This is a genomic window from Nocardioides lijunqiniae (assembly GCF_015024225.1).
GTDB lineage: Bacteria > Actinomycetota > Actinomycetes > Propionibacteriales > Nocardioidaceae > Nocardioides > Nocardioides lijunqiniae.
On the sequence record NZ_JACJGM010000025.1, the window covers coordinates 1 to 16,859 of the forward strand.

Here is a 16,859-nt window from a genome sequence, read left to right on the forward strand (position 1 = left end):
GTTCTGTGTCTTTTGGTGGCGGGGGGGGGTGGTGCGCCTCGCCCCCCGCCCGCCCCCCCCCCCCCCCCCACGACCCGGTCTCTTTGCTTAGGAGAACCATGCCCAAGATCCTGGAGTTCGACGAGAACGCCCGCCGCTCCCTCGAGCGCGGCGTCGACGCCCTCGCCAACGCCGTCAAGGTGACGCTCGGCCCCAAGGGCCGCTACGTCGTCCTCGACAAGAAGTGGGGCGCGCCCACGATCACCAACGACGGCGTGACCGTCGCCCGTGAGATCGAGCTGGACGACCCGTTCGAGAACCTCGGCGCCCAGCTCACCAAGGAGGTCGCCACCAAGACGAACGACGTCGCCGGTGACGGCACCACCACCGCCACGGTCCTCGCGCAGGCGATGGTCCACGAGGGCCTGCGCGCCGTCGCGGCCGGCGCCAACCCGATGAGCCTCAAGCGCGGCATGGACAAGGCGACCGCTGCGGTCGGCGAGGCCCTGCGCGAGGCCGCCCGCGAGGTCGACTCGGTCGAGGACATGGCCTCCGTGGCCACGATCTCGAGCCGCGACGCCCACATCGGCGACCTGCTCTCGCAGGCCTTCGACAAGGTCGGCAAGGACGGTGTCATCACCGTCGAGGAGTCCAACACCATGGGCACCGAGCTCGACTTCACCGAGGGGATGCAGTTCGACAAGGGCTACATCTCGGCGTACTTCGTGACCGACACCGAGCGCATGGAGGCCGTCCTCGACGACCCCTACATCCTGCTGCACCAGGGCAAGATCTCGGCGATCTCCGAGCTGCTCCCGCTGCTGGAGAAGGTCATCCAGGCCGGCAAGCCGCTGTTCATCCTGGCCGAGGACGTCGACGGCGAGGCGCTGTCGACGCTGGTCGTCAACAAGATCCGCGGCACGTTCAACGCCGTCGCGGTCAAGGCCCCGGCCTTCGGCGACCGCCGCAAGGCGATGATGCAGGACATCGCGACCCTGACCGGTGGTCAGGTCATCGCGCCCGAGGTCGGCCTCAAGCTCGACCAGATCGGCCTGGAGTCGCTCGGCACCGCGCGCCGCGTCGTCATCACCAAGGACGACACCACGATCGTCGACGGCGGCGGCGACGCCGGCGAGGTCGAGGGTCGCGTCAGCCAGATCAAGGCCGAGATCGACAACACCGACTCCGACTGGGACCGCGAGAAGCTCCAGGAGCGTCTCGCCAAGCTCGCCGGCGGCGTGTGCGTGATCAAGGTCGGCGCGCACACCGAGGTCGAGCTCAAGGAGAAGAAGCACCGCATCGAGGACGCCGTCTCCGCCACGCGCGCCGCGATCGAGGAGGGCATCGTCGCCGGTGGCGGCTCCGCCCTCATCCACGCGGTGAAGGTCCTCGAGGGCGACCTCGGCCTGACGGGCGACGAGGCTGCCGGTGTGCGCATCGTCCGCAAGTCGGCCGACGAGCCGCTGCGCTGGATCGCCGAGAACGGCGGCGTCAACGGCTACGTCGTGACCACCAAGGTCCGCGAGCTCGGCGTCGGCAACGGCTACAACGCCGCCACCGACACCTACGGCGACCTGGTCGCCGAGGGCGTCCTGGACCCGGTCAAGGTCACCCGCTCGGCGCTCGTCAACGCCAGCTCCATCGCGGGCATGCTGCTCACGACCGAGACGCTGATCGTCGACAAGCCCGAGGACGACGAGCCCGAGGCCGGCGGCCACGGGCACGGCCACGGCCACTGATCCACCGCTCCACCGCTCCACCGCTGACCCGTCACCCCTCTGGGTGACGGGTCGGCGTCATTTCGGCGCTGCGTTTCGGCCCCCGGCACCCGGGGTAGTGCTGCGGGGTGAGCACGCGCCGCAGGATGCTGGTGATCGCCCTGGTCGGCGCCCTCGTCGTGGCCCTGGTGGGGATGGCGGCCTGGTGGTTCGCGCCGTACGGCGAGACCGCCCAGGAGGGCGAGCAGGTGCCGTTGGGGCTCTCGGTGTTCTCCGACCTCGAGGGTCACCCGCGGCTGGACCGCGAGGTCGAGGTGCGGCTGCCGCACGGCTCGCTCGCGGTCTCGGTGGCCGAGCCCCTCGACTCCCTCCCGCACGGTCTGCCGCTGGCCGACCAGGGCAAGGTCGACGACGGGGACGTGCACGCCCCGCGAGGCAAGGACTTCCTGGTGCTCGAGTGGGAGGCCCAGGCGAGCCGTCTGGCGGCCGTCCTCGAGCGCGTCCCCGGCGCAGAGCTGCCCGACGAGGAGGCCGTCCTGGTCTCCCTGCGACTGGGTGACCGGACGATCGAGCTCGACACCGATGCCGAGGACGAGTTCGACCGGGGCTGGGACGGGCACGGGGGCGCGGTCGCGGTGGTCGTCGACGAGGACGACGTCGAGGACGCCGCGCTCGAGGTCACCTTCGACGGCCTCACGCAGGTGGTCTCGCTCGCCGACGGCTCCGTCGACGCGGGCGCGGCCTCGCCGCTCTACGCCTGGGGCAGCGAGCCGCGGACGTACACCCGTCCCGGGTGCGTCGCCGACGCGACGCTGCCGCGCGACTTCGAGACCGACGACCTCGTGTGCCAGGCGGACGCCGTGGCGTCGCCGTGGCTCCCGGACCAGGGGTGGGCCGAGGGCGGCGAGGTCTGGACGCTGGTGGACGTGAGGACCGTGGTCGTCGACAGCATCCTGCGCGAGGGCGACGACGAGGCGACCTGGTCGGTCACGCTCGTCGACCACCGCGAGGACGTCGACGGCGTCGCGCCGCTCACCCCGCTGCGGGTGGTGTCCCCGGAGGACAGCGAGACGTTCGGGACCGAGGGGGTCGGTGCCCTCGTCTTCCCGACCTCGGCGGAGCCGAGGACCCTGACGATGACGCAGGAGTTCGTCCTCACCCGCGATCTCGGCACGGGTGGGCGGAGCTTCGCGATGCGCGTCGACTTCACCCTCGACCTGGCGCCGTACCTCCCCGCCACGGAGCAGTCGTAGCGCGCCCGAAACAACATCGACTCGGTTCGGCAACCTGCGCAGGCGAGGCTCGTGCCATGTTGTGGAGAGTGCGCGCCACCCTGCCCGAACGTCCTGGGGCGCTGGCCGCGTTGGCGGCCGAGTGCGGTGCGGCGGGGGTCAACATCCTGGGGGTGCAGGTCTTCCCCGGCATCGAGGCCGTGACCGACGAGCTCGTGCTGAGCACGCCGGACGCGTGGACCGCGGCCGACCTCGTCGACCTCGTCGGTCGGGCGGGGGCCGAGTCGGTCATCGCCGCCCCGTGCACGGAGGCCGCCCTGACCGACCAGCCCACGCGCTACGTGCAGGCCGCCCGCGCCGTGCTCGAGACGCCGGCGTCGTTCCCCGAGGTGGTCGCCGCGCTGTTCGACGCGGACGTCCTGCCGGTCGGCGACAGCCAGGACGTCATGGAGATGACGGTCGGAGCCGTGCAGGTGCAGATCCGCCGCGACGCGCCGTTCACCGCGACCGAGCACGCCCGCGGCTCGGCGATGGCCGACCTCGTCAACGACGTCCTGGGCCGCGAGCAGCACCACCCCCACCACCCCGCCTTCGTGCTCTCGGACAACCGGCGCATGGGGGCGGGCAGCTCGCCGGCCTACCACGTCGAGGGCCGCTCGGCCGTCGCGAGCATCGAGGGCGTCCGGGTGGGGCTGGCCACCCTGCGGGTGGCCGGCCCGGACCTGCCCGACGTGCTGCCGGTCGACCTCGAGGTCGACCCGGCCTGGCAGCGTCGCGGCATCGGCACCCGGCTGCTGAGCGACGCCGCCCGACTGGCCAACGGCCTGGGCGCCGAGGCCATCCTGCTGACCACCCGCTCGGACAACCAGGCCGTGATGCCGATGGTGATGGCCGCCGGGATGCGCGGCCGGATCCGGATGGCCGGCGACGCGCTGACCGTGCGGATCGCCGTGCGCGACCTGCGCCCGCTGCCGGTCGCCCAGCCGTGACCATGCGGGACCGGTCGTGACCTGTCGTGACCAGACCGTGACCTGACCGTGACCTGGCGAGCACCGCGACGTCGTCTCCGCGCGACGTGTCCCGGCGCCGACCCGGCAGCCGCCGCGCCACCGGAGCGCCACTAGACTGCGATGGTGGAACTCCCCGACAAGTTCGCCGCTCTGGGCCTGACGTACGACGACGTGCTCCTGCTGCCGGGTCACTCCGACCTGGCACCCGACGAGATCGACACGACCACCCGGCTGACGCGGGAGCTGACCCTCAAGGTCCCGCTCATCAGCGCCGCCATGGACACCGTCACCGAGTCGCGCATGGCCATCGCCATGGCGCGCCAGGGCGGCCTCGGCGTGCTGCACCGCAACCTCTCGATCGAGGACCAGGCCTACCAGGTCGACCTCGTCAAGCGGACCCAGACCGGGATCATCTCCAACCCTGTCACGATCGGGCCCGACGCGACGCTGGAGGAGCTCGACGCGATCTGCGGCGAGTACCGCGTCTCCGGTCTCCCCGTCGTCGACGCCGACAACCGGCTGCTGGGCATCTGCACCAACCGCGACCTGCGCTTCACGCCCGTCGCCGAGTGGGCCACCACCAAGGTCGACGAGGTGATGACCCCGATGCCGCTGGTCACCGGCGACGTCGGGATCTCCCGCGAGGAGGCCACGATGCTGCTGCGCCAGCACAAGCGCGAGCGGCTTCCGCTGGTCGACGAGCAGGGTCGGCTGGCCGGGCTCATCACCGTCAAGGACTTCGTGAAGTCCGAGCAGTTCCCCAAGGCGTCCAAGGACGGCGACGGTCGCCTCATGGTGGGCGCCGCGATCGGCTACTTCGGCGACTCCTGGCAGCGCGCCACCACGCTCATCGAGGCCGGCGCCGACGTGCTCGTCGCCGACACCGCCCACGGCCACGTGCGGATGCTCCTGGAGATGGTCGAGCGCCTGAAGAAGGACCCCGCCACCCGCCACGTGCAGGTGATCGGCGGCAACGTCGCCACGCGCGAGGGCGCCCAGGCGTTCGTCGACGCCGGCGCGGACGCGGTCAAGGTCGGGGTCGGGCCCGGCTCGATCTGCACCACCCGCGTCGTCACCGGCGTCGGCGTGCCCCAGGTCACCGCGGTCTACGAGGCGTCGCTGGCGGCCAAGCCGGCCGGCGTGCCCGTCATCGCCGACGGCGGCATGAAGCACTCCGGCGAGATCGCCAAGGCGCTGGTCGCCGGCGCCGACTCGGTGATGCTCGGGTCGCTGCTGGCCGGGTGCGAGGAGAGCCCCGGCGAGCTGGTCTTCGTCAACGGCAAGCAGTACAAGTCCTACCGCGGCATGGGCTCGCTCGGCGCGATGTCGAGCCGCAGCAAGAAGTCCTACTCCAAGGACCGCTACTTCCAGGCCGAGATCCTCACCGACGACAAGCTCGTGCCCGAGGGCATCGAGGGGCAGGTCGCCTTCCGCGGTCCCCTGGCCGCCGTCGCGCACCAGCTCATCGGCGGGCTCAACCAGTCGATGTTCTACGCCGGTGCCCGCACCGTCGCGGAGCTGCAGGACAAGGGCCGGTTCGTGCGCATCACCTCGGCCTCGCTCAAGGAGAGCCACCCGCACGACGTGCAGATGACCGTCGAAGCACCCAACTACTCAGGCCACTGAGTCGGAAGAGACGACCTCCATGACCGAGATCCAGATCGGCCAGGCCAAGCGCGGCCGCCGTGCCTACTCCTTCGACGACATCGCGATCGTCCCCTCGCGCCGCACGCGCGACCCCGAGGAGGTCAGCATCGACTGGCAGATCGACGCCTACCGCTTCGACCTGCCCGTGCTGGCCGCTCCGATGGACTCGGTGATGTCGCCCGACACGGCCATCGCCCTCGGCAAGTTCGGCGGCCTGGGGGTGCTCAACCTCGAGGGGCTGTGGACCCGCTACGAGGACCCGACCACGCTGCTCGAAGAGGTGTCGGGCCTGCAGGGCATCGACGCCACGGCACGCATGCAGGAGATCTACACCGAGCCGGTCAAGGCCGAGCTGATCACCCACCGGCTGCGCGAGGTGCGCGACGCCGGGGTCACGGTCGCCGGGTCGCTGTCGCCGCAGCGCACCAAGGAGTTCGCCAAGGTCGTCGTCGACGCCGGCGTCGACATGTTCGTCATCCGCGGCACGACCGTCAGCGCCGAGCACGTCTCCTCGCAGGCCGAGCCGCTGAACCTCAAGGAGTTCATCTACGAGCTCGACGTCCCCGTGATCGTGGGCGGCTGCGCCACCCACCAGGCCGCCCTGCACCTGATGCGCACCGGCGCCGCGGGGGTCCTGGTCGGCTTCGGCGGAGGCGCCGCGCACACGACCCGCACCGTCCTGGGCGTGGCCGTGCCGATGGCCTCGGCCGTCGCCGACGTGGCCGCCGCCCGTCGCGACTACCTCGACGAGTCCGGGGGCCGCTACGTCCACGTCATCGCCGACGGGTCCATCGGCAAGTCCGGCGACATCGCCAAGGCGATCGCCTGCGGCGCGGACGCGGTGATGGTCGGCTCGCCGTTCGCGCGCGCCAGCGACGCCCCCGGCCACGGCTTCCACTGGGGCGCCGAGGCGCACCACGCCGACCTGCCGCGCGGGCAGCGCGTGGAGTTCGAGCGGGTGGGGACCCTGGAGGAGATCCTGTTCGGCCCCTCCCGCGTCGCCGACGGCACCATGAACCTCATCGGCGCGCTCAAGCGGGCCATGGCCACGACGGGCTACACCGACCTCAAGGAATTCCAGCGCGTCGAGGTCGTCGTCGAGTAGTGAGCACCCACCCGGTCGTCATCCACACCGACGGCGCCTGCATCCCCAACCCCGGCCCCGGCGGCTGGGGCGCGCTGCTCCAGCAGGGCAGCCACGAGCTCGAGCTGTGCGGCGGCGAGGCCGGCGAGACCACCAACAACCGCATGGAGCTGATGGCGCCGATCCAGGCGCTGGAGGCGCTCAAGCGGCGCTCGGCGGTGCAGATCCACACCGACAGCACCTATGTGCGCAACGGCATCACCAAGTGGGTCGTCGGCTGGAGCGGCAACGGGTGGCGGACCTCGGCCAAGCAGCCGGTCAAGAACGTCGACCTCTGGCAGCGCCTGGTCGCGGCCGCCGCCGAGCACGACGTCGAGTGGCACTGGATCAAGGGTCACGCGGGCCACGAGGGCAACGAGCGCGCGGACCGGCTGGCCGCGAAGGGCCTGACCGAGGCGGTCGCGGCGGCCCGCGGGGTCTGAGCCGCTGGGGTCGCTTGCGACACTGGACGCATGAGCCAGCTCCCCGTGCCGCCGTCCGCGCTGGGCCCGGAGGCCCGCGAGCGCTCGCTGTCCGCGATGACCGGCCGCGCCGGTGAGCTCGAGCTCGACGTCCTGGTCGTCGGGGGCGGGGTCGTGGGGGCGGGCACCGCGCTGGACGCGGTCACGCGTGGGCTCAGCACCGGGCTGGTGGAGCAGCGCGACCTCGCCAGCGGGACCAGCAGCCGCAGCAGCAAGCTCATCCACGGAGGCCTGCGCTACCTGGAGATGCTGGACTTCGGACTGGTGCGCGAGGCGCTGCAGGAGCGCGGTCTGCTGCTCACCCGGCTCGCTCCACACCTCGTGCGGCCGGTGTCGTTCCTCTACCCGCTGACGCACCGCGGCTGGGAGCGGCCCTACGTCGGCGCCGGGCTGGCGCTCTACGACGGCATGGCGATGCTCGGCAGGTCCGAGATGGGCGTGCCTCGGCACCGCCACCTCTTCCGCCGCCAGGTCGCCCGGATCGCGCCCGACTTCAAGTCCGACGCCCTGGCCGGGGCGATCCAGTACTACGACTGCCAGGTCGACGACGCGCGGCTCGTGCTGGCGCTCGCCCGCACGGCGGCCGGCCACGGCGCGCACGTCGCCACCCGCGTGCAGGTGACCGGCTTCCTGCGCGAGGCCGAGCGGGTCGTCGGCGTACGTGCCCGTGACCTGGAGACGGGGGAGGACCTCGAGATCCGCGCGCGCGTCGTCGTCAACGCCGCCGGGGTCTGGACCGACGAGATCCAGGAGATGGTCGGCGGGCGCGGGGCGCTGCACGTCCAGGCCAGCAAGGGCGTCCACATCGTCGTGCCGCGCGACCGGATCCGCTCGGAGGCCGGCTTCATCGTGCGCACCGAGAAGTCGGTGCTGTTCGTGATCCCCTGGGGCCGGCACTGGATCATCGGCACCACCGACACCGCCTGGGACCTCGACAAGGCGCACCCCGCGGCCAGCCGGGCCGACATCGACTACATCCTCGACCACGTCAACGCGATCCTGCGCGAGCCGCTCGACCACGACGACGTCGTCGGCGTCTGGGCCGGACTGCGCCCGCTGCTGTCGGGCGAGTCCGAGCCGACGTCGAAGATCTCCCGCGAGCACACGGTGGTCACCCCGGTGCCGGGCCTGGTGATGATCGCCGGCGGCAAGCTCACGACGTACCGGGTGATGGCCAAGGACGCCATCGACGCCGCCGCCCACTCGCTGCGCACGACCGCCAACCTGACGATCCGCGACTCGATCACCGACCGGGTGCCCCTGCTCGGCGCCGACGGCTTCGAGACGCGCTCCAACCAGCGCGTGCTCCTGGCGCGCCGCTCCGGGCTCCACGTCGCCCGCATCGACCACCTCCTCGGCCGCCACGGCGGCCAGGTCGACGACCTGCTCGCCCTGGTCGCCGCGCAGCCCGAGCTCGGGGAGCCGCTGGTCGGCGCCGAGGACTACCTCGCCGCCGAGGTCGTCCACGCCGTCACCCACGAGGCCGCCCGCCACCTCGACGACGTCCTCACCCGCCGTACCCGGATCTCGATCGAGACCTTCGACCGCGGCGTCGCCGCCGCCCCGCACGTCGCTCGCCTCATGGCCGGCCAGCTCGGCTGGGACGACGCCCGCACCGCCGACGAGGTCGACCACTACCTGCGCCGCGTCGAGGCCGAGCGCCAGAGCCAGCTCATGCTCACCGACCAGGAGGCCGACGAGGCGCGTGTCGCCGCGGTCGACATCGTCTGAGCAGGTTTTTCAGCATCTGCTGTTTTTCCGGCGCTTCTGGGCCGAAGTTACGCCCGGAAGCGCCGGCTTTTCAGCAGATGCTGAAAAACCTGCTGACCGCGCCTCCGTTGACAACTAGAACACGTTCCACCCATGCTGACACCTGTCAAACTGAGACCCACGTCACAGGAGAGCAGGAGATCTAGTGACCCAGGCGCCTCCGCCCGCGGACCTGAAGATGCAGCGCACGAGCAGGGACGCCACCACGGTGCCGCAGCTCCTGGCCGACTGGCTGGCCACCCTCCTGCCCCCCGGCGCCGACCCGAGCGTGGTGCTCCACTCCGGCATCGACGCCAACGGCATGTCGTCGGAGACGATCCTGCTCGACGCCACCTGGACCGAGGACGGGGCCGTGCAGGTCGGCCGCTACGTCGCCCGGGTCGAGCCGGCCGCGGCGGACTTCCCGGTCTTCGCGACCTACGAGCTCCAGGACCAGTACGACGCCATGCGCATCGTCGGCGAGCGGACCGACGTCCCCGTGCCGGCCGTGCGCTGGATGGAGCCGACCGGTGACGTGCTCGGCACCCCCTTCTTCCTCATGGACCGCGTCGACGGCCTGATCCCGCAGGACGTGCTGCCCTACAACTTCGGCGACAACTGGCTCCACGACGCCAGTCACGACGACCAGCGGACGCTGCAGGACAACACCGTCGCGGTGGTGGCCGGGCTGCACGGCATCCCCGACGCCCAGCAGACCTTCGCGTTCCTGGACCCGGCCCGCCACGGCCACGAGGGGGCGACCCTGCTGGAGCGCAACCTCGCCCGCACGGTCGCGTGGTACGAGTTCGCCAAGGCCGACATCGGGCCGAGCCCGATGGTCGAGCGCGCGCTGAGCTGGCTGCGCGCCCACCTGCCACCGGCCGCCGACGAGGACGCCGTACTCTGCTGGGGCGACGCACGCATCGGCAACACGATCTACCAGGACTTCTCCCCGGTCGCGGTGCTCGACTGGGAGATGGCGGCCATCGGCCCGCGCCAGCTCGACCTGTCGTGGATGGTCTTCGCCCACCAGGTCTTCGAGACGATCACCGGGATGCTCGAGCTGCCCGGCATGCCGCACTTCCTGCGCGAGGAGGACGTCGTGGCGACCTACGAGCGGCTCACGGGGGAGATCGTCGGCGACCTCACCTGGTACCACGTCTACAACGGGCTGCAGTGGTGCATCGTCTTCATGCGCACCGGCGCCCGTCAGATCCACTTCGGCGAGATCGAGCGACCCGACGACATCGAGTCGCTCTTCCACTGCAAGCCGCTCGTCGAGCGCATCCTGGCCGAGGCGGGTGCCTGACATGGTCAGCCACCTCGACGAGTACCCGATCCACCAGGTCCCGCTCCCGGCCACGTGGGCCGGCACCAGCGACCGCAACTTCTACGACCGCTGCTACTTCAACGCCCACGACCGGACCGGCGACATCTTCCTCATCACCGGCGCGGGCTACTACCCCAACCTCGGGACCAAGGACGCCTTCGTCCTGGTACGCCGCGGCGACGAGCAGACGGCCGTCCACCTGGGCGACGCGATCGACGACGACCGCCTCAACCAACGCGTCGGTGCCTACCGGATCGAGGTGGTCGAGCCGCTGCGCAAGCTGCGGCTGGTCCTCGAGGAGACCGAGGGCATCGCGATGGACCTGACCTGGGAGGGCTCCTTCGACGCCCTCCAGGAGCAGCCGCACGTCATGCGTGCCGGCAGCCGGGTCACCCTGGACGCCCAGCGGTTCGCGCAGGTCGGGACCTGGGAGGGGTCGATCTCGATCGACGGCGAGGAGATCGCCGTGGACGCGAACCGCTGGGTCGGCACCCGCGACCGGTCGTGGGGGATCCGGCCGGTGGGGGAGGCCGAGCCCGCGGGCAAGCCGGCCGACCCGCCGTTCGAGGGCATGTGGTGGACCTACGTCCCGATGCGCTTCGACGACTTCGCGATCGTGCTGATCATGCAGGAGGAGCCCGACGGGCACCGTGTCTTCAACGACTGCTCCCGCGTCTGGAAGGACGGCCGCGTCGAGCAGCTGGGCTGGCCCCACGTCACCGTCCGCTACGCGTCCGGGACCCGCATCCCGACCGGCGCCAGCATCCGCTGCACCACCCCCGACGGCAAGCCGCTCGAGCTCGAGGTCGAGTCCAGGCTGGCGGTGCCGCTCCACGTGGGCGGCGGCTACGGCGGCGACTCCGACTGGAGCCACGGCGTCTGGAAGGGCCCCGGCTTCACCGAGCGCCGCACCTACGACCACACCTCGCCCGAGGTCGAGGGCCGGGTGATGTTCGGCGTGATCGACCACGTCGGCCGCGCCACCTGCGACGGCGCCGAGGGCTGGGGCCTCTTCGAGCACGGTGCGATCGGACGGCACGACCCCAGCGGCTTCGCCGACTTCTTCACGCTCGCCCCCTGACCCGAGGAGATCCCCATGACCACGCTGGACCGCGACGCGTTCTACATCGACGGCGGCTGGGCCGCCCCCACAGGCGACGGTCGGCTCGAGGTCGTCTCGCCCCACACCGAGCAGGTCGTCGCGACGGTGCCCGAGGGCAGCATCGGCGACATCGACGCCGCGGTGTCGGCCGCCCGTCGCGCCTTCGACGAGGGCCCGTGGCCGCGGATGACGCCGGCCGAGCGGATCGCGGTGCTCGAGGCGTTCTCCGGCCTGTACGCCGCCAGGCTGGCCGAGATGGCCGAGCTGATCACGATCGAGATGGGCTCGCCCACGTCGTTCTCCAACCTCGCGCAGTCGCCCGCGCCGTGGATGCAGATCGAGGCGTTCCTGGCGATCGCGCGCGAGTTCCCGTGGGAGGAGACCCGCCCCGGGGCCCTGGGCATGCCGGTGATGGTCCGCCACGAGCCGGTCGGCGTGGTCGCGGCGATCCCGCCGTGGAACGTCCCCCAGTTCACGATCATGTCGAAGGTCGTCCCGGCGCTGCTCGCCGGCTGCACGGTCGTGGTGAAGCCCGCGCCCGAGACGCCGCTGGACACCTACCTGATGGCCGAGCTGCTCCAGGAGGCCGGCGTGCCGGCCGGCGTGGTCAACATCGTCACCGCCGGTCGCGAGGTCGGCGAGCACCTCGTCGCCCACCCGGGCATCGACAAGGTCGCCTTCACCGGCTCGACCGCCGCCGGGCGTCGCATCGGCGCCATCTGCGGCGAGCAGCTCAAGCGGGTGAGCCTCGAGCTCGGCGGCAAGTCGGCCGCGATCGTCCTCGACGACGCCGACCTGGCCAAGACGATCGAGGGCCTGAAGTTCACCGCGCTCATGAACTCCGGACAGGCCTGTGTGGCGCAGACCCGGATCCTCGCCAGCCGTGCCAACTACGCCACCGTCGTCGACGCCCTTGCCGAGGCCGTGGACGGCATGCAGGTCGGCGACCCCGCCGACCCCGCCACCGAGATCGGCCCGATGGTCGCCCAGCGCCAGCAGGAGCGGGTGCAGAAGTACATCGCCCTCGGTCAGGAGGAGGGCGCCCGCCTCGTCGCCGGCGGCAGCGGCATGCCCGACGGCCTCGACCACGGCTGGTACGTCCGGCCCACGGTCTTCGCCGACGTCGACAACTCGATGCGCATCGCCCAGGAGGAGATCTTCGGTCCGGTGCTGTCGGTGATCCCCTACGACGACGTGGACGACGCCGTGCGCATCGCCAACGAGTCCGACTACGGGCTGGCCGGTACCGTGTGGACCTCCGACCAGGCCGCCGGGCTGGACGTCGCCCGCCGGGTGCGCGCCGGCACCTACGGCGTCAACACCTACACGATGGACTTCGCCGCGCCCTTCGGCGGCTTCAAGGCCTCGGGCCTCGGACGCGAGTTCGGACCCGAGGGCCTGGCCCAGTACACCGAGCTGAAGTCGGTCTACCTCGAGTCCTGAGCCGCCTCACAGCTCCTGGATCGCACCCGGGCGGGGGGCGGGGAGCAGCAGCCGGTCGCGCAGGTGCGACCTGCCACCCTCGCGCTCGAGGCTCGCCTCCGTCCTGGCGATGGTGCGCTCGCCGGGGTAGGCGTGCACGACGAAGAGCGCCAGCGACACCGCGGCGCCGACGACGTAGGTGAGGTAGGAGCCCTCGGACACGATGAAGGCGAGGGCGATGGAGGCGAGGGCGACCGACTCCGACAGGGCGGCGCGCAGCACGGTGCCGCTGCTCATCGCGGCCGCGGACGTGCCGCCGGCGACGTCGGCGGGGGTGCCGGGGGCGATGGCGGGCGTGCGGTAGCCGACCAGCGTGATCAGGACGTGCAGGGCGACGCCGGCCGCCGCGATGGCGGCCAGGACCCACGGCTGCGGGGCGTCGAGGAGACCCTCGCCGGGCTGGGGGTCCGAGCCCGGGGCGAGGACGAAGGAGAGGGCCAGCGCCATGAGGAGCAGGAACGTCATCATCGCGCCGACGGTCAGTCGCAGGGAGGTCAGCATGGCCGAGAACCTACCCAGGAGGGCTCGGGCCACACCCGTACCAGACGGTCGTTGACATCCAGTGCCGTTGTGTAAAGGCCCACAATCATTACCAGACAGTAGGCAGGAGAGACGCCGCTCACATACTCTCGGTACATGAGCGCCTCTGACCCCACTCCTGCCGGCGGGGCCAACCCGCTCGCCGAGGGACCCGCGGACCCCGAGCACGACCCGACCGCCGCCTACGCCCTCGAGCGGGGGTACGTCGAGTCGCTCACGGCCCGCCTCGTGGCCACGTCGGGGGAGACCGTCCAGGTGTTCTCCCCGCTCAACGGCGCGCCCCTGGCCCACGTGCCGCAGTCGTCGGAGACCGACGTCGCCGAGGCGTTCGCCCGGGCGCGACGGGCCCAGGCCGCCTGGGCCCAGACCTCCCTCGACCACCGCGCCGCGATGCTGCTGCGCCTGCACGACCTCGTCCTGGACCGTCAGGAGGAGATCATCGACCTGATCGTGTGGGAGTCGGGCAAGGCCCGCAAGCACGCGTTCGACGAGCCCCTCCACATCGCGCTGACCGCGCGCTACTACGGGCGCACCGCCCACCAGCACCTCGACACCAAGCGCAAGCTGGGCATCGTCCCCGGCCTGACCCGGGTCGAGGTCAACCAGGTGCCCAAGGGCGTCGTCGGGATCATCTCGCCCTGGAACTACCCGTTCACGATGGCGCTGTGCGACGGCCTGCCCGCGCTCCTGGCCGGCAACGCCGTGGTGGCCAAGCCCGACGCCCAGACCATGCTGTCCGCGCTGCTCGCCGCGCAGCTGCTCGAGGAGGCCGGCTTCCCCAAGGACCTGTGGCAGGTCGTCGCAGGGGCCGGCTCGGAGGTCGGCCCGCAGATCATCGGCCGCGCCGACTACATCTGCTTCACCGGCTCCACCGCCACCGGCAAGCTCGTGGCGCGGGGCTGCGCGGACCGTCTGATCGGCGCCTCCCTCGAGCTGGGCGGCAAGAACCCGCTCCTCGTGCTTCGCGACGCCGACCTCGAGAAGGCGGCCGAGGGCGCGGTGCGCGCCAGCTTCTCCAACGCCGGTCAGCTGTGCGTCTCGATGGAGCGGCTCTTCGTCGCCGACCAGGTCTACGACCGGTTCGTGGAACGCTTCGTCGCCCGCACCGAGGCGATGACCCTGGGCGCCACGCTCGACTGGGGCAACGACATGGGCTCGCTCATCTCCGAGGCCCAGCTGCGCACCGTGACCGCCCACGTGGACGACGCGGTGGCCAAGGGTGCCCGGGTGCTGGCCGGTGGCCGCGCCCGCCCGGACCTGGGGCCGTACTTCTACGAGCCCACGATCCTCGAGGGCGTCACGCCCGACATGACCTGCTTCGGCAACGAGACCTTCGGCCCGGTCGTCTCGCTCTACCGCTTCCACGACGAGGCCGACGCGGTCTCGCGTGCCAACGAGGGCGACTACGGCCTCAACGGCTCGATCTACAGCCAGGACGGCGCCCGGGCCCGCGCGATCGCCCGCCACGTGAAGTGCGGGACGGTCAACATCAACGAGGCGTTCGGGGCGACGTTCGCCAGCGTCGACTCGCCGATGGGCGGGATGCGGCAGTCCGGCCAGGGTCGGCGCCAGGGCAGCGAGGGGGTCCTGCGCTACACCGAGTCGCAGTCGGTGGCGACCCAGCGGCTGATCCGCTTCGCCCCGATGCTGGGCATGTCCGACGAGACCTACGGCAAGGTCATGACGGCCAACCTGCGCCTGATGAAGAAGCTCGGTCGGGCATGACCGACCAGGGCTACGACTACGACGTCCTGGTCATCGGCTCCGGCTTCGGCGGCTCGGTGGCCGCGCTGCGATTGACCGAGAAGGGCTACAAGGTCGGCGTCATCGAGGCCGGCCCCCGCTTCGCGGACGAGGACTTCTCCTCGGGCACGCTCGACGTCAAGAGCTACCTGTGGGCGCCCGCGCTGGGCATGTACGGCATCCAGCGCATCGACGCGCTGCGCGACACCCTGATCGTGGCCGGCGCCGGCGTCGGCGGCGGGTCGCTGGTCTACGCCAACACCCTCTACGAGCCGCTCCACCAGTTCTACGCCGACCCGCAGTGGGCCGGCATCACCGACTGGAAGGACGAGCTGGCGCCGTACTACGACCAGGCCAAGCGGATGCTGGGCGTCGTCGACAACCCGGTCCACACCCCGGCCGACGAGGTGATGAAGCAGGTCGCCGGCGACATGGGCGTCGCCGACACCTTCCACCCGACCCCGGTGGGCGTGTTCTTCGGCGGGCCCGGCCAGGAGCCCGGCTCGGCCGTGCCCGACCCGTTCTTCGGGGGAGAGGGCCCCACGCGGAACGCCTGCCTCAACTGCGGCGAGTGCATGTCCGGGTGTCGCCACAACGCCAAGAACACCCTGGTCAAGAACTACCTCTACCTCGCCGAGAAGCGGGGCGCCAAGGTCCTGCCGCTGACCACCGTCACCCGGCTGCGGCCGCGCGACGGCGGGGGCTACGACGTCTCGGTCAAGTACACCAAGGCCCGCCGTGCCACCGCCCGCACGACCCGCACCCTCACCGCCGAGCACGTCGTGCTCGCCGCGGCCTCGCTGGGCACCCAGAAGCTGCTGCACCGGATGAAGGACGAGGGCCACCTGCCCGAGCTCTCCGACCGGCTCGGCTACCTCTCCCGCACGAACTCCGAGTCGGTGCTCGGGGCCATCGCGCCCAAGGGGCACACCACCGACTACACCCACGGCGTCGCCATCACCTCGAGCTTCCACCCCGACGAGCACACGCACGTGGAGCCGGTCCGCTACGGCAAGGGCTTCAACACCATGGCCCTGATGCAGACCGTCCTCACCGACGGCGACGCGCCCGGCCCGCGCTGGCGCACCTGGCTCAAGGAGCTGTGGGTGCAGAAGGCCAAGGTCCGTCAGTTCTACGACTTCAAGCACTGGTCCGAGCGCACCGTCATCGCGCTGGTCATGCAGAGCCTCGACAACTCGATCACGACCTACGGCAAGCGCAACCGGCTCACCGGTCACTGGCGCATGACGTCGCGCCAGGGCCACGGTGCCCCCAACCCGACCTGGATCCCGGTCGCCAACGAGGCCGTGCGCCGCATCGCCGGCGTCCTCGGCGGCACGCCCGGCGGCAACATCGGCGAGCCCTTCAACATGCCGCTCACGGCCCACTTCATCGGCGGCTGCGCGATCGGCACCAGCCCCGACAACGGCGTGGTCGACCCCTACCAGCGCGTCTTCAACTATCCCGGCCTGCACGTCGCCGACGGTTCCGCGATCTCGGCCAACCTCGGGGTCAACCCCTCGCTCACCATCACCGCGCAGGCCGAGCGCGCCATGGCGCTGTGGCCCAACAAGGGCGAGGCCGACCCACGCCCCGAGCTCGGCAGCGAGTACGAGCGGCTGGCGCCGGTGCCGCCGGTCTCGCCCGCCGTCCCCCCGAGTGCGCCGGGTGCCCTGCGACTCCCGATCGTGCAGGTGACCTGACGCGCGAGCCCCGCGCAGA

The 16,859-nt window shown here is 71.6% G+C and carries 13 protein-coding genes; 12 read left to right on the forward strand and 1 reads right to left on the reverse strand.

Going from position 1 to position 16,859, the window contains the following annotated elements:
• The first annotated feature begins 98 nt into the window (after nucleotides 1–98).
• The 10 genes from groL to IRQ30_RS15465 all read left to right on the forward strand — a co-directional run bounded on the left by groL (nucleotide 99) and on the right by IRQ30_RS15465 (nucleotide 12,815).
• Nucleotides 99–1,718 (forward strand): chaperonin GroEL, encoded by a 1,620-nt coding sequence (groL, locus tag IRQ30_RS15420; protein ID WP_193613907.1) that lies wholly within the window; start codon nucleotides 99–101, stop codon nucleotides 1,716–1,718.
• Nucleotides 1,719–1,825: 107 nt separating this feature from the next.
• On the forward strand, nucleotides 1,826–2,950 hold the full coding sequence (locus IRQ30_RS15425) for a hypothetical protein (RefSeq protein WP_193613908.1): 1,125 nt from the start codon (nucleotides 1,826–1,828) through the stop codon (nucleotides 2,948–2,950).
• Between the two features lie 68 nt (nucleotides 2,951–3,018).
• A complete protein-coding gene (locus IRQ30_RS15430) occupies nucleotides 3,019–3,918 on the forward strand; it encodes a GNAT family N-acetyltransferase (RefSeq protein WP_338089738.1) in 900 nt (299 codons plus the stop codon).
• Between the two features lie 144 nt (nucleotides 3,919–4,062).
• A complete protein-coding gene (gene guaB / locus IRQ30_RS15435) occupies nucleotides 4,063–5,565 on the forward strand; it encodes an IMP dehydrogenase (protein WP_338087933.1) in 1,503 nt (500 codons plus the stop codon).
• A 19-nt stretch (nucleotides 5,566–5,584) separates the two neighbouring features.
• Nucleotides 5,585–6,691 carry a GuaB3 family IMP dehydrogenase-related protein gene (locus IRQ30_RS15440; protein ID WP_193609506.1) on the forward strand — a complete coding sequence of 369 codons (1,107 nt, stop codon included), beginning with the start codon at nucleotides 5,585–5,587 and terminating at the stop codon, nucleotides 6,689–6,691.
• Nucleotides 6,691–7,152, forward strand: coding sequence for a ribonuclease HI (gene rnhA / locus IRQ30_RS15445; protein WP_193613910.1), 462 nt, complete (start codon nucleotides 6,691–6,693; stop codon nucleotides 7,150–7,152). Before IRQ30_RS15440 ends, rnhA begins: the two co-directional genes overlap by 1 nt.
• Before the next feature lie 30 nt (nucleotides 7,153–7,182).
• The gene (locus tag IRQ30_RS15450; RefSeq protein ID WP_227467675.1) at nucleotides 7,183–8,922 is read left to right on the forward strand and encodes a glycerol-3-phosphate dehydrogenase/oxidase; all 1,740 of its coding nucleotides are present in this window, start codon (nucleotides 7,183–7,185) and stop codon (nucleotides 8,920–8,922) included.
• A 184-nt stretch (nucleotides 8,923–9,106) separates the two neighbouring features.
• On the forward strand, nucleotides 9,107–10,249 hold the full coding sequence (locus tag IRQ30_RS15455; RefSeq protein ID WP_338089739.1) for a phosphotransferase family protein: 1,143 nt from the start codon (nucleotides 9,107–9,109) through the stop codon (nucleotides 10,247–10,249).
• A 1-nt stretch (nucleotide 10,250) separates the two neighbouring features.
• Nucleotides 10,251–11,351, forward strand: a complete 1,101-nt coding sequence (locus IRQ30_RS15460; RefSeq protein ID WP_193613956.1) for an Rv3169 family protein — start codon at nucleotides 10,251–10,253, stop codon at nucleotides 11,349–11,351.
• Nucleotides 11,352–11,366: 15 nt separating this feature from the next.
• A complete protein-coding gene (locus IRQ30_RS15465) occupies nucleotides 11,367–12,815 on the forward strand; it encodes an aldehyde dehydrogenase (protein ID WP_193613911.1) in 1,449 nt (482 codons plus the stop codon).
• A 6-nt stretch (nucleotides 12,816–12,821) separates the two neighbouring features.
• Here IRQ30_RS15465 and IRQ30_RS15470 read toward each other — a convergent pair whose 3' ends face one another.
• Nucleotides 12,822–13,355: a hypothetical protein gene (locus IRQ30_RS15470; protein ID WP_193613912.1), complete on the reverse strand. Its 534-nt coding sequence runs from the start codon at nucleotides 13,353–13,355 to the stop codon at nucleotides 12,822–12,824.
• Between the two features lie 135 nt (nucleotides 13,356–13,490).
• Here IRQ30_RS15470 and IRQ30_RS15475 point away from each other — a divergent pair, with 135 nt between their 5' ends.
• Together IRQ30_RS15475 and IRQ30_RS15480 are read left to right on the forward strand one after the other, a co-directional pair.
• A complete protein-coding gene (locus IRQ30_RS15475) occupies nucleotides 13,491–15,119 on the forward strand; it encodes a succinic semialdehyde dehydrogenase (protein WP_193613913.1) in 1,629 nt (542 codons plus the stop codon).
• A complete protein-coding gene (locus tag IRQ30_RS15480; RefSeq protein ID WP_193613914.1) occupies nucleotides 15,116–16,840 on the forward strand; it encodes a GMC family oxidoreductase N-terminal domain-containing protein in 1,725 nt (574 codons plus the stop codon). The genes IRQ30_RS15475 and IRQ30_RS15480 overlap by 4 nt, the downstream gene beginning before the upstream one ends.
• Nucleotides 16,841–16,859 lie beyond the last annotated feature (19 nt).